Below are 12,751 nucleotides of genomic sequence, written 5' to 3'. Positions count from 1 at the left end.
CGGCCATTGTATCAGCGGAAGCTGATTTTATCGTTCCATCATGCGGTGGCGAGCCAGCGCTCGGCGCTGCGCGCCGCGGTATCCGCCGACGGGGCGGAAAGCAGGTCTTCCATGTCGAGCACCAGCACGACGGAGCCGTCGCCGGACAGCGTCGCGCCGGCGACGCCGAGCGGCCGGATATTCTGCAACGGCTTGATCACCACGTCGTCGCGGCCGATGAAGCTGTCGACGGCGAGGATGAACGAATGCTCGGCACTTTGCATCAGCACGCCGAAATGCGGCACCTGCGTTTCCTGCCAGCCGAGCAGGCCGGCGAGCGACTTGACCGGCAAGATCTCGTCGCGGACGACGATGGTCGCACGGCCGGAGACCTCCTGGATCGAGCGGTTGTCGATCGGGATGATCTCGCGGACCATCGCCAGCGGCACCGCGAAGGCCTGTTCACAGACGCGCACGACGAGAACCGGCAGGATCGCCAGCGTCAGCGGCAGCGAAATCGAGAAGCGCGTGCCTTCGCCGACGATGGACTGGATGTCGATGCGGCCATTGAGCTTCTGGATATTGGTCTTGACCACGTCCATGCCGACGCCGCGGCCGGACACGCTGGAAATCTGGTCCTTGGTCGAGAAGCCAGGCAGGAAGATCAGTTGCAGGCTCTGCTTGTCGTCGAGGCTGTTCGCCATTTCGGCGTCGATCAGTCCCTTGTCGATGGCCTTCTTGCGGATCACGTCCGGGCGCATGCCGTGGCCGTCGTCGGTGATCTCGATCAGGATGTGGTCGCCGACCTGGGTTGCGCTCAGCTGGACGATGGCCTTGGCCGGCTTGCCGACGGCCAGACGCTCCTCGATGGTTTCGACGCCATGGTCGACCGCGTTGCGGACAAGGTGAACCAGCGGGTCGTTCAGGTCCTCGAGCATGGTCTTGTCGAGTTCGGTTTCCTCGCCGCTGATCACGAGCTCGACGTCCTTGCCGAGCTGCCGGGCCAGGTCGCGCGCCAGACGCGGGTACTTCTGGAACTGGCGGCCGATCGGCTGCATCCGCGTTTTCATCACCGCGTTCTGCAGGTCGCCGACCAGCAGGTCGAGCTGGCTGATCGCTTCGTCGAGTGCCTTCAGCGTTGTGCCGTCGATCTTGCCGGACACGACGTCGCTGCGCAGCGTCGTCAGCCTGTTCTTGGTCAGGCCGATTTCGCCCGACAGATTGAGCACCTGGTCGAGCCGGTGCGTGTCGATGCGTATCGTCGTTTCCTGCGTACCGGCCGCGGCGCTGAGGTTGGCCGACTTGACGGGCAGGCGCGGGGCCGGCTCGTTGAGCATGACTTCCGGTTCGGCAATGACCTGTGCCGCCTGCGGCGCCGGCTTGGCGGCCGGCTCGTTGCCGAGCAAGGCGTCGTACAGGTGCTGCCAGTCCGGCTCGCCGCCGGCCGGGTTGGCGACCGCGACGGGGGCCGGTGCGGCCACCGGAGTGGCCGGGGCTGCATGGGCATCGCCAGGCCGTTCGCCGCGCAGCACGGCATCGAGTGCTTCGAGCAGGCTCGGGGCCACCGGCTGCGGCATCCGGCCCTGGGCCATCGCGCCGAACATCTCGCGGACTTCGCCGGTGGCGGCGAGGATCACGTCGAGGTACTCGGGCGACAGCGTCATCTCGCCGTTGCGCAGTTTGTCGAACAGGTTCTCGGTGCGGTGGCACAGGCTGACCATCGCGTCGACATTGAGAAAGCCCGCGCCACCCTTGATGGTGTGGAAACCGCGGAAGATGTCGTTGAGCAGATGGCGGTCATCCGGCCGCTTCTCGAGCTCGACCAGCTTGTTGTCGACTTCCGAAATCAGTTCGGAGGACTCGGTGATGAAGTCCTGCAGCAGGTCGTCCATGCCGGCAAAATCGTTCATTTGGGCGCTCCCGTAAAGAGTGGCGGCTCAGAAGCCAAGACTTTCGAGCAGGTCGTCGACTTGCTGCTGATTGGTGACGACGTCGGTCCGGCCGTCGCTGTTGATGACCGGGCCGTTGAGCAAGCCGCTTTCTTCGAGCTTGCCCTGTTGCTGCGAGAACATCACCAGGAAGTCCAGCAACTGGGCTTCCATATCCTTGGCCATATCGAGCACCTTCTTGATGACCTGGCCGGTGAGGTCCTGGAAATCCTGCGCCATCATGATGTCGAGCATCTGGGCGCTGACCTGCTCGGAATCGCTGCCGGTCTGCGTCAAATGCTGGCGGGTACGCTGGACTAGCGCCTTGAATTCGTCGACGGACAGCTGTTTGGCGAGTAGGCGGTCCCATTCGCCGGCGAGCGACTGCGCGTCGTTGGCGATCCTGTCCTGCAGCGGCTTGGCGGCGTCGAGCGCATTGAGCGTGCGCTCGGCTGCCTGTTCGGTCATCGTCGCGATGTAGGAGAGGCGGTCGCGCGCGTTCGGGATCTGCGACGCGGCCTTCTCCAGCGATTTGTCCAGACCCAGTTCGCGCAGCGTATCGTGCAGCTTTCGGGTCAGTTGGCCGATGTGCGAGAACATGGCCTTGGCCGGTTCGGCGATGGCATCGTCGCCCGCGGGGGCGACCACCGGTGCTGCGGCCGGCACGGCCGCCGGCGCTGGCTGGCTGGCCGGCTCGCTCCAGTTCGACTGCGCAATGCTGTCGAAAAGGGCTTCAAGTTCTGCGTTGTCTGCGTTGTTATTGGCGAGCTCGCTCACGTCGGACTCCTGAATGCGTGTACTCGAAAGGCGCCTGAGCGACTTACTTGTTGAGATTGGCGAAGATTTTCTTGAGCTTTTCGTCGAGCGTGGCCGCGGTAAACGGCTTGACGATGTAGCCCGATGCCCCTGCGGTGGCGGCCTCGATGATGTTTTCCTTCTTGGCCTCGGCGGTCACCATCAGCACCGGCAGGTGTTTCAGCTGCGGGTCGGTGCGAACGGCGCGGAGCAGGTCGATGCCGGTCATGTTCGGCATGTTCCAGTCGGTCACGACGAAGTCGTAGGGCGCGTTCTTGAGCTTCTGCAGCGCGATCTGGCCATCCTCAGCCTCTTCGACATTGGCAAAGCCCAGTTCTTTCAGCAGGTTGCGGACAATGCGGCGCATGGTGGAGAAGTCGTCGACCACCAGGAAACGCAGATTGTTATCGGACATATGGCGTGTACTCACTCATGGATGCGGGCCCGAGCGCTGCGGGCCTGTCAGGCCGTCAGCAGCGGCGCCAGCGTATCGGCCAGCACGATCGGGTCGAATTTAGCGACATAGGCGTCTACACCGACGCTCGTGCCCATGGCACGGTTGGCGTTCGATGATAGCGACGAATGCATAACGACCGGAATTCCGTCGAAGCGGCGGTCGGACTTGATGTGCTTGGTCAGCACATAGCCGTCCATTTCGGGCATCTCGGCGTCGACCAGGATCAGGCGCAGCTTCTGCGACAGCGGTTCGCCGTCATGGCTGGCACGGCTCGCCAGTGCGCCGAGCTTGTCCCAGGCCTCCTTGCCGTTGTTGGCCTGATGGTACTTGACGCGAATCTTGTCGAGTACGCCGACGATTTCGCGGCGGGCCACGACCGAGTCGTCGACGAAGAACAGGAACTGGTCGTGATCGAGGCCGACCTGCTGTAGCTCAGGGATCGCCGGCTCGCCGATCACGCTGGCGAGAATCTGCTCGACATCGAGCACCGATACCAGCTTGCCGTCGGGCAGCTCGGTGATCGCGGTGATCAGCGCCTGGTTGCCGGCGAGCATGTTTTCCGGTGCGCGGACCTTGTCCCAGTCGACGCGGATGATGCGGTCGACTTCGTGGACCAGGAAGGCCTGGGTGTGTTTGGAGAACTCGGTGACGATCATCGTCGCGTTGGCATCGCCGGTCGGCCGATCCTGGGTGGCGACGAACTTCGACAGCGAGATCACCGGAATGATGTTGCCGCGAAGCGAGATCACGCCTTCGACGCCGAACGGCATGTTCGGGGTCTTGGTGATCTTCGGGGTCTGCGATACTTCGCGAACCTTGAAGACGTTGATCCCGAAGGTCTCGCGCGTACCGAGCGAGAACAGCAGGATTTCCATCTTGTTCGAGCCGGCGAGTTTGGTGCGGGCGTCGACGTCGTCGAGCAGATTCATCGGTGTGAGGCTCACGGTAGGCTCCGATCAGATAGTGGCACGGCTCAGGCGCTCAGAAGGTGGTGGGCAACGAGCTCGGACAGCTTGTGCGGTTCGAACTTGGGCACGTAGCCGTCGACGCCGACCGACTGGCCGAGCTTCTGGTTGGAGTTGCCCGACAGCGACGAATGCATGATGACCGGGATGCCGGCGAAGCGCGGGTCGCTCTTGATCATGCGGGTCAGCATGTAGCCGTCCATTTCCGGCATTTCCACGTCGGTGAGGATGAGCTGGACCATTTCGCGCATGGGCTTGCCGCGGATTTCCGCCGACTTGGCGATGCGCTGCAGCTCGTCCCAGGCCCGCTTGCCGTTGATCGACTGCTGATGGCGGATGCCCATCGCGTCGAGCGTCATTTCGATCTGGCGGCGGGCGACGACCGAGTCGTCGGCGAAGAACACCGTCATTTCACCGAATTTCTGGTCCCGGACCACGACGCCGACGTCGATCGCCTGATCGGTCTGCGTGGTTTCGGCGAGCACCTTCTCGACGTCGAGCATCATCACGAGCTTGCCGCTGTCGAGTTCGGTGACCGCGGTCACGAGGCCGCCCATCTGCACCGTGAGCATGTCCGGCGGCACGCGCATCAGCGACCAGTCCAGGCGCAGGATGGTATCGACGGCCTCGACCAGGAAGCCCTGCGTCTGGCCGTTGTACTCGGAGACGATCATGATCTCCGGTTTGCTGCCGGTATTGATCCCGGCATACTTGGCCAGATCGATCACCGGGACCAGCGATCCGCGCAAGCTCACCATGCCTTCGACCGAAGGCGGCATATCCGGTGCCTGGGTGATTTCGGGGGTGCGCATCACCTCGCGCACCTTGAACACGTTGATGCCGAAGTTCTCGCGGCGACCGGTGCGCGAATCGACCCCGAGCGTGAACAGCAGGATCTCCAGCTTGTTCGTGCCTGCAAGCTTGGTTCTGGCATCGATTTTCTTCAGAAGGTCGGACACGGCGGGGACTCCTGGTTAACTGATATTTCTGCCGTCGGATGTAAGTATTTATCCGTATTCAACGGCCGCGGCCACTGCGCCGGCGCATTTGCTGGACCACTATATCGGCAGAAACGACCAAAACCTTAGGGTTTGCTGATAAACAAGGCAGAATGCGGCTTTGCAGGCCATTTATAATTTAAAAATACGCCGGCAACAAGGATGGGTGACGTGGCAGAACCTGGAAACAACATAGACCCGCGTGAGCTGGAGGCCGCCTTTTCGCTGTTTACCGAAGCGTCGGCACAGTTGACCAATGCTTACGCCGATCTGCGTCAGCAGGTCGTGTCGCTCACCGCGCAACTTGAAATCGCCAACGGTCACTTGCGGCGTGAGCTGGACGAGAAGGCGGCACTGTCGCGGCGGTTGGCGATTCTGATGGATCGTCTGCCCGGCGGCGTGGTCGAACTGGACGCGCGGGGCAGTGTCACGATGCTGAATGCCGCTGCGCGTGAACTGCTCGCGCCGCTGGCCGAAGGGCAGGACTGGCAGGTATTCCGGGAGGCGCATGGCGAGCTCGATGACGGCGGCCTGTGGCTCTACCCGAGTGGTCGGGGTCTGAGGCGCCTGCGCATCGACAGTACCAGCGTGCCCGAAGAGGCGTGCCAGATCCTGCTGGTCCAGGACCTGACCGAAACCTGGGCGCTCGAGCAATCGCTGGCGCAGCACAAGCGGCTGGCGGCCATGGGCGAAATGGCCGCCGGGCTGGCGCATCAGCTGCGCACCCCCTTGGCGACGGCCTTGCTCTACGCCGGTCACCTGGCCCGGCCGCAGCTGGCCGACAACGACAGGCGCCGCTTTGCCGACAAGGCGCTGGCGCGGCTGCGCCATCTGGAAGCGCTGATCCAGGGCATGCTGCATTTCGTCCGCGGGCATGCGCTTGCAATGGCGCCGGTCGGTCTCGACGAATGCCTGCTCGAAGCGGTGCAGACGATCGAGCCGCAACTCGAGGCCCGGCATATTCAAATCGATTTCTCGCCGGCAAACCGCGCGGTCCAGATCCTTGCCGATCGCAAGGAGTTGCTCGGCGTGATGTTGAACTTGCTGGAAAATGCGATGCAGGCGAGTGACGATTATGCTTGCATAGTGCTTTCTGTGTCCTTTGACGAGTGTTTCGCTACAATGGTGGTACGGGATCAGGGCTGCGGTGTGGCGCCGGAGGCGCTGGAGCGTCTGTTCGAGCCTTTCTACACGACCCGCAAGGACGGTACAGGTCTGGGGCTGGCGATCGTCCGCAGCATGATCGAAGGCTTCGGTGGCGATGTTTCGGTGCGTTCGGTGTTGGGCGAAGGCACGGAATTCACCGTGCGGTTGCCAGTTCTGAACGACGCCTCTAATGTTTGATGCTGGTAGCGCCGTCCGGTAGGGTGGGGCGTGCTTCCGCTGTTTTATTTTCAAGACAAGGTTATGGGAAATATGTCGCCAACCGTTCAGGTCGAAGGGCAGGTGGGCCGGGTCGTACTCTCGGGTCAGTTCGATTTCAGTGCGCACCGCGAGTTTCGCCAGGTGTGCGAGACGCTGATTGCCGATCCCGCGGTCAAGGAAGTGCTGGTCGATTTTCAGAACGTCAATTACCTCGATAGCTCGGCGCTGGGCATGCTGCTGTTGCTGAAGGAAAAAATCGGCGCGGTCAACAAAAGCCTGGCGCTGGTCAATTGCCGCGACACCGTCAAGCAGGTGCTCGAGATCGCCTGTTTCGGCAAGATTTTCACGATCCGCTAACACCCGCTGAATGCGCATTCTCGTCGTCGACGACACCGAAGCCGTCCTGCTGTTGATCTCGCGGTTTGTCGAGGCGCTGGGCCACGTGGCCATTCCGGCGCGCGACGGCGGCGAGGCGATCCGCGTCTGGCGCGAGGCCAGGCCGGATCTCGTGTTGATGGACATGATGATGCCGGTTGTCTCGGGGCCGGAAGCTGCGGCGACGATCAAGTCCGAGGCAGGCGAAACCTGGGTGCCCATCGTGTTCGTGACCGGCATTGGCGAAGAAAGCAGGCTGGCCGAGGCGATCGAGCAGGGCGCCGACGACTACATCAACAAGCCGGTCAACCTGCGGGTGCTCGAGGCCAAGCTGAAGGCTTTCCAGCGTACGCTCGAGCTCAACCGCAAGGTGCGCGAGCAATCGGCCAAGCTGGCGGACTATTACGCCAGGGCCGAGGAGGAAAAGCGCGTCGTCCAGCATCTGATGGAGCAGATGGTCAACGCGGAGCGGCTGTCCGACGCACAGCTCGAGTACTGGCTGTCGCCGGCCGAGAGCCTGTCCGGCGACATGATCGCCGCCGCGCGCACGCCCGGCCAGGTGCTGCATCTGATGCTGGCCGACGGCATCGGTCACGGCCTGACCGCTGCGCTCAATGTGCTGCCGCTGACGCAACCCTTCTACAGCATGACCGAGAAGGGCTATGCGATTCCCGACATCCTGATCGAAATGAGCAAGAAGGTCCGCCAGGTGTTGCCGGTCGGGCGTTTTGTCGCCGTGGTGCTGATCGCGATTGACGAAGCGGGGGGCTGCGTCGAAGTCTGGAATGGCGGCATGCCGACTGTGCTGGCGGCTGGCGACGACGGCCAGGTCTGTCATCGCTGGCGTTCCCGCCACCTGCCGCTGGGCATTACGCCGACGCAGGATATCGACGTCAGAACCGAGCGCTATTACTTTGCCGCTCCCGGATCGGTCGTGGTCTATTCCGACGGCCTGACCGAGGCGCGCCGGGGCGACGGCCAGTCCTTCGGTATCGACCGACTGCTTGAGGTATTGCAACAGCCGGTGCCTGCGCGCCTGGGCGCGCTGCAGGGGGCGCTGGAAGGCCATATGGCCGGCGCCGCCCATCACGACGACATCTCGCTGGTGCTCGCGCACTTCGGCGCCCGCCTGCGCAAGACCGTGGAGCCTGCCGGGGGGGCGTCATTTGATCTGGCCGCTTTCCTGGGGAATGCCGAGCTGGCTTGGCGCTACGGCCTGCAGCTCGGCGCGGCCGAACTCAAGTACATCAATACCGTGCCGTTCATGATGTCGTTCGTGAACGAAATCGACGCGCTCGCCGCGCACCAGTCCGATGTTTTCCTGATGCTGAGCGAGCTCTTCGCCAACGCGCTCGATCACGGCCTGTTGCACCTCGATCCGGCGCTCAAGCAGCAAGCCGACGGCATGGAGCGCTATCTGGCGGCCCGTCAGGCGGGGCTGGCCGCACTCGAGTCGGGGAGTATCGACATCGAGCTTGCGGGTTTGCGTGCTGACGGGCGGGACGTGCTGCGCGTCCGGGTCCGCGACAGCGGTACCGGATTCGACCGGCCGCGCACGGCCGGTCAGCCCGGTACCGGCCTGGCGCTGGTGCAGGCGCTGTGCGAGCAGTTGATATTCCCGGGTAGCGGGAACGAGGCGATCGCGTATTATTCGCTCAATCCGCTTCCCGTCACCGCCTAGATCCTCGCGATCCGGCGTCGTTCGATCCGATGCACACCGTTCCCCTGACAGTCCGTAATGCCAATGCCGACGGGCGCGTGATCGCCGTCGGTGCGTCGACCGGCGGCACCGAGGCGCTGAAGGCGCTGCTCGTTCCGTTGCCGGCGACCCTGCCGCCGATCGTCATCGTCCAGCACATGCCGGCGATGTTCACCGGCTCGTTCGCGCGCCGGCTCGATGGTTTGTGTGCGCTCACGGTCCGGGAGGCCGAGCACGGCGACGTGCTGCTGCCGGGCCATGCCTATCTGGCACCGGGCCACTCCCATCTGCTGCTGGCGCGCCTGGGGGGGCGCCTGTGCTGCGCGCTGTCGCAGGCCGACGCGGTCAACCGTCACCGGCCGTCGGTCGAGGTGCTGTTCCAGTCGGTCGCAGAACTGGTCGGGGCACGTGCGCTGGGCGTGATGCTGACCGGCATGGGCAAGGACGGCGCAACCGGCATGCGGGCGATGCGCGATGCCGGCGCGTACAATTTTGCCCAGGACGAAGCCAGTGCGACCGTGTTCGGCATGCCGAAGGAAGCGATCGCGCTCGGCGGGGTCGACGAAATTCTGCCGCTGGCCCGCATTCCCGAGCGTTTGCAGGCCAGACTGGCATTGCCGCGCTAGCGGATTGACGGAGAGTGACCGTGGCATTACCGATACTGGTGGTTGAGGACGACGAAGCGCTGCGCGAGGCGCTGTGCGATACGCTCGAACTCGGCGGGCACGCGGTGCTGACCGCCGGCGACGGCAGTGAGGCGCTGGCTCTGCTGTTGTCGGGGCGACGCGTCGGCCTGGTGCTGTCGGACGTACAGATGCAGCCGATGGACGGCGAGAGCTTGCTGCGCGAGGTGAAGACCCGCTACCCGTGGCTGCCGGTGCTGCTGATGACCGCCTACGGCGTCGTCGATCGCGCCGTCGCCGCGCTGCATGCCGGCGCCTGCCATTACCTGCCCAAACCCTTCGAGCCGGACCTGCTGCTGCAGGAGGTCGCCAAGTACCTGCTGCCCGGCGGTGCCGACGAGGTGGTGATCGCCGAGGATCCGGCGATGCGGCGGATTCTCGACGTGGCCGAGCGCGTCGCGCAGTCCGATGCGTCGGTGCTGGTCACCGGCGAGTCGGGCACCGGCAAGGAGGTGCTGGCGCGCTTCCTGCACGACCACAGCCCGCGCGCAAGCAAACCCTTTGTCGCGATCAATTGTGCGGCGATTCCGGAGCAGTTGCTCGAATCGACGCTGTTCGGCCACGAGAAGGGCGCGTTTACCGGCGCGGCCAGCCAGCATATCGGCAAGTTCGAGCAGGCCAACACCGGCACCTTGCTGCTCGACGAGATCACCGAGATGCCGCTGCCGCTACAGGCCAAGCTGCTGCGCGTACTGCAGGAGCGCGAGGTCGAGCGGGTCGGCGGCCTCAGGCCGATCGGCGTCGATATCCGGGTGCTGGCGACGTCGAACCGCGATCCGCAGGCCGAGGTGGCCAATGGCCGCTTCCGCGAGGACCTCTATTACCGGCTCAACGTGTTTCCGCTGCATCTGCCGGCGCTGCGCGAGCGGCCGGACGACATTCTGCCACTGGCGCGTGCGCTGCTTGCGCGCCACGCCGGGCGGCAGCAGCGCCGGTGCCCGGCGCTGGCGCCGGATGCCGTCGCTGCACTGCGTGCGCATCGCTGGGATGGCAATATCCGCGAACTCGACAACGTCGTGCAGCGGGCGCTGATCCTGGCGCCCGGAGATGAAATTGCCGCCGGACACCTGTATTTGCCGCCCGCACAGGCAGACTTTGCCGCTGCGGTCCCGCCACAGGCGCAGGCCGCCCGGCCGGCCGACCTGCGCGAGCTGGAAAAGCAGCATATTCTGGAGACGCTGAAAGCCGTGGCCGGCGTCCGCAAACTGGCGGCTGAGCGGCTCGGCATGAGCGAGCGCACGCTGCGCTACAAGCTGCAACAGTATCGCGAAGCCGGCGATGCGCTGCCGGAATAGCGTGCTGGCGCATATCTTGCTTGTACCTGATCTGAATTAACGAACCGGAATACTGCGATGAGCGTTCAAGGCATCGACCAACTACTCGGACAGCTGCAGGCGATGTCGGCCAAGGCGGCGGGCCAGAGCACGCCTGCTGCAGAGGCGAGCGGTGGCGCCGATTTTGCCGGCCTGCTCAAGTCCTCGCTCGACCAGGTCAGCCAGATGCAGCAGTCGGCACAGGCACAGCAGGCCGACTTCCAGTCGGGCGCGCCCGAAGCCGATCTGCAGGACGTGATGGTGTCGTTGCAGAAGGCCAGCCTGAGCTTCCAGGCGATGGTGCAGGTCCGCAACAAGCTGGTTTCGGCGTATCAGGAAGTGATGAACATGCAGGTATGATGCGCTTCGGTGCTGGCTTACTGTGCTAGGTTGAAAACAGTTAGAATGGCGTGTTGATGATTCCAACTATCCTAGTTTGATTTTCTATGGCTGAAGCGGGCGCGACCAGCGGCAATCGCGGAATTGGGCAGGGGGCCGCAGCGTGGCGTCAGCGCTTTGACGCCATCCCGAACGGCCGCAAGCTCGGCATGATGATCGGCGCAGCCGTGCTGATCGCGGCGGCGGTCGGCGTCTGGCTGCTGGGCAGCGCCCCCAGTTACCGCATCCTCTACACGAATATTCCCGACAAGGACGGCGGCGCCATCGTGCAGGCGCTGCAGCAGATGAACGTGCCGTACAAGCTCGATGCGGGCGGCACGATCTCGGTTCCCGGCGACAAGATCTACGACACGCGTCTCAAGCTCGCTGGCCAGGGGCTGCCGCGGGCCGGCAACGCCGGCTTCGAGATCATGGACAACCAGAAGTTCGGCGTGTCGCAGTTTGCCGAGCAGGTCAATTACCAGCGTGCGGTCGAGGGCGAGCTGTCCCGTTCGATCGAGACGATCTCGGTGGTAGAAAAGGCACGCGTGCATCTGGCGATCCCGAAACAGACCGTCTTCCTGCGCGACCAGCAGAAACCGACCGCGTCGGTGCTGCTGACCCTGCAACCGGGGCGTTCGCTCGACAGCGGCCAGGTCGCCGGCGTCGTCAATCTGGTATCTGCGAGCATTCCCGACCTACCGGCGAAGAACGTCACCGTCGTCGACCAGAACGGCGACCTGCTGTCGCGGCCGCAGGACATGAGCCAGCCCAACCTCGATGCGCGTCAGCTCGTCTACGTGCAGCAGATCGAGAAGAACTACGTCGAACGCATCCAGGCAATCCTCGCGTCGATCGTCGGCAAGGAGAACGTCCGTGCCGAGGTGACCGCGCAGGTCGATTTTTCCGAGGTCGAGCAGACCAGCGAAACCTACAAGCCGAACAGTCCGCCGAATGCCGCGGCGATCCGCAGCCAGCAGACCGCCGAGCAGGAAGGGCGCAATGTCACCGACACCGTCGGCGGCGTCCCCGGCGCATTGTCGAACCAGCCGCCTGGCGCGGCGGTCGCGCCGATCAGCGTGCCGCTGGCGTCGGATGTCGCCGCGACGAGCACGGGCAATTCGAACTCCAGCAAGAACGCCACGACCAATTACGAACTCGACAAGACGATCCAGCACGTCAAGCAGCCGGTCGGCAACGTCAAGCGGCTGTCGGCGGCGGTCGTCGTCAACTACAAGCCCGGTCGCGACAAGAACGGCCAGGCGACCTATGTGCCGTACAGTCCGCAGGAAATGGCGCAGCTGAACGATCTGGTCCGCGAGGCGCTCGGCTTCAACAAGGACCGCGGCGATTCGGTCAACCTCGTCAATGCGGCATTCGCCGATTCGCAGCCGCTGGCCGACAAGCCGCTGCAGGACAAGGCGCTCGATTTCGCCCGCGCCAACCTGACCGACCTGCTCAAGCTGGGGCTGATCGCGCTGGCGGTGCTCTACCTGCTGTTCTTCGTCGTCCGGCCGCTGATGCGCGATCTGTCACGGGCGCGCGAAGCGCCGCAGCCGGTCGACCTGGAGCTGGGCGAGCCGCTCGGCAGCAGCGACGAGGCGCAGACGGTGCAGCGGCAGGAGAAGGCCGAAGAGGACAATGTGCGGCTGTCGGCATTTGCCGACCGGCTGCAGCAGGGCAAGGAAATCGCCAAGAACGATCCGCGCATGGTCGCGACCATCCTGCGCGAATGGATGGCGCGGGAAGAAGAAGCGGCAAATCCGAACAAGGTGGGCTGAGTGAACGAGGAAGGCGTACGCAAGGCGGCGATCCT

At 64.2% G+C, this 12,751-nt stretch carries 12 protein-coding genes; 7 read left to right on the top strand and 5 right to left on the bottom strand.

From position 1 onward, the window contains the following. Positions 1 to 38 precede the first annotated feature (38 nt). From BJP62_RS05480 to BJP62_RS05460, 5 genes are read right to left on the bottom strand one after another with little or no spacing between them, the layout of a single operon-like run. Positions 39 to 1,889: a chemotaxis protein CheA gene (locus tag BJP62_RS05480; RefSeq protein WP_070527541.1), complete on the bottom strand. Its 1,851-nt coding sequence runs from the start codon at positions 1,887 to 1,889 to the stop codon at positions 39 to 41. Positions 1,890 to 1,916: 27 nt separating this feature from the next. Continuing rightward, positions 1,917 to 2,684 (bottom strand): protein phosphatase CheZ, encoded by a 768-nt coding sequence (gene cheZ, locus BJP62_RS05475; protein WP_070527539.1) that lies wholly within the window; start codon positions 2,682 to 2,684, stop codon positions 1,917 to 1,919. Between the two features lie 43 nt (positions 2,685 to 2,727). Beyond that, a complete protein-coding gene (gene cheY / locus BJP62_RS05470; protein ID WP_070527536.1) occupies positions 2,728 to 3,117 on the bottom strand; it encodes a chemotaxis response regulator CheY in 390 nt (129 codons plus the stop codon). Between the two features lie 47 nt (positions 3,118 to 3,164). Next, on the bottom strand, positions 3,165 to 4,088 hold the full coding sequence (locus BJP62_RS05465; protein ID WP_070527534.1) for a chemotaxis protein: 924 nt from the start codon (positions 4,086 to 4,088) through the stop codon (positions 3,165 to 3,167). A 44-nt stretch (positions 4,089 to 4,132) separates the two neighbouring features. Next, positions 4,133 to 5,083 carry a chemotaxis protein gene (locus BJP62_RS05460; protein WP_070527531.1) on the bottom strand — a complete coding sequence of 317 codons (951 nt, stop codon included), beginning with the start codon at positions 5,081 to 5,083 and terminating at the stop codon, positions 4,133 to 4,135. A gap of 210 nt (positions 5,084 to 5,293) precedes the next feature. Here BJP62_RS05460 and BJP62_RS05455 point away from each other — a divergent pair, with 210 nt between their 5' ends. From BJP62_RS05455 to fliF, 7 genes are all read left to right on the top strand, one after another. Continuing rightward, the gene (locus BJP62_RS05455) at positions 5,294 to 6,466 is read left to right on the top strand and encodes a PAS domain-containing sensor histidine kinase (protein ID WP_168163801.1); all 1,173 of its coding nucleotides are present in this window, start codon (positions 5,294 to 5,296) and stop codon (positions 6,464 to 6,466) included. A 30-nt stretch (positions 6,467 to 6,496) separates the two neighbouring features. Next, on the top strand, positions 6,497 to 6,844 hold the full coding sequence (locus BJP62_RS05450; RefSeq protein WP_236943671.1) for an STAS domain-containing protein: 348 nt from the start codon (positions 6,497 to 6,499) through the stop codon (positions 6,842 to 6,844). A gap of 10 nt (positions 6,845 to 6,854) precedes the next feature. Beyond that, on the top strand, positions 6,855 to 8,543 hold the full coding sequence (locus BJP62_RS05445; protein WP_070527523.1) for a fused response regulator/phosphatase: 1,689 nt from the start codon (positions 6,855 to 6,857) through the stop codon (positions 8,541 to 8,543). A 29-nt stretch (positions 8,544 to 8,572) separates the two neighbouring features. After that, positions 8,573 to 9,187 (top strand): chemotaxis protein CheB, encoded by a 615-nt coding sequence (locus BJP62_RS05440; protein WP_070527521.1) that lies wholly within the window; start codon positions 8,573 to 8,575, stop codon positions 9,185 to 9,187. Between the two features lie 20 nt (positions 9,188 to 9,207). Next, positions 9,208 to 10,539 carry a sigma-54 dependent transcriptional regulator gene (locus BJP62_RS05435; protein ID WP_070527517.1) on the top strand — a complete coding sequence of 444 codons (1,332 nt, stop codon included), beginning with the start codon at positions 9,208 to 9,210 and terminating at the stop codon, positions 10,537 to 10,539. Positions 10,540 to 10,596: 57 nt separating this feature from the next. Continuing rightward, positions 10,597 to 10,917 (top strand): flagellar hook-basal body complex protein FliE, encoded by a 321-nt coding sequence (gene fliE, locus BJP62_RS05430; RefSeq protein WP_070527514.1) that lies wholly within the window; start codon positions 10,597 to 10,599, stop codon positions 10,915 to 10,917. A gap of 86 nt (positions 10,918 to 11,003) precedes the next feature. After that, positions 11,004 to 12,716 carry a flagellar basal-body MS-ring/collar protein FliF gene (fliF, locus tag BJP62_RS05425; protein WP_083300724.1) on the top strand — a complete coding sequence of 571 codons (1,713 nt, stop codon included), beginning with the start codon at positions 11,004 to 11,006 and terminating at the stop codon, positions 12,714 to 12,716. The last annotated feature ends 35 nt before the right edge of the window (positions 12,717 to 12,751 follow it).

The organism is Jeongeupia sp. USM3, assembly GCF_001808185.1.
Classification (GTDB): Bacteria; Pseudomonadota; Gammaproteobacteria; order Burkholderiales; family Chitinibacteraceae; genus Jeongeupia.
This window is presented reverse-complemented; position numbering and strand designations above follow the sequence as displayed.

Bases quoted from the DNA above. Each gene is read 5' to 3' on its own strand.
- BJP62_RS05480 (WP_070527541.1), bottom strand. From the start codon at position 1,889: ATGAACGATTTTGCCGGCATGGACGACCTGCTGCAGGACTTCATCACC.
- cheY (WP_070527536.1), bottom strand. From the start codon at position 3,117: ATGTCCGATAACAATCTGCGTTTCCTGGTGGTCGACGACTTCTCCACC.
- BJP62_RS05465 (WP_070527534.1), bottom strand. From the start codon at position 4,088: ATGAATCTGCTCGACGACGTCGACGCCCGCACCAAACTCGCCGGCTCG.
- BJP62_RS05445 (WP_070527523.1), top strand. From the start codon at position 6,855: ATGCGCATTCTCGTCGTCGACGACACCGAAGCCGTCCTGCTGTTGATC.
- BJP62_RS05440 (WP_070527521.1), top strand. From the start codon at position 8,573: ATGCACACCGTTCCCCTGACAGTCCGTAATGCCAATGCCGACGGGCGC.
- fliE (WP_070527514.1), top strand. From the start codon at position 10,597: ATGAGCGTTCAAGGCATCGACCAACTACTCGGACAGCTGCAGGCGATG.
- fliF (WP_083300724.1), top strand. From the start codon at position 11,004: ATGGCTGAAGCGGGCGCGACCAGCGGCAATCGCGGAATTGGGCAGGGG.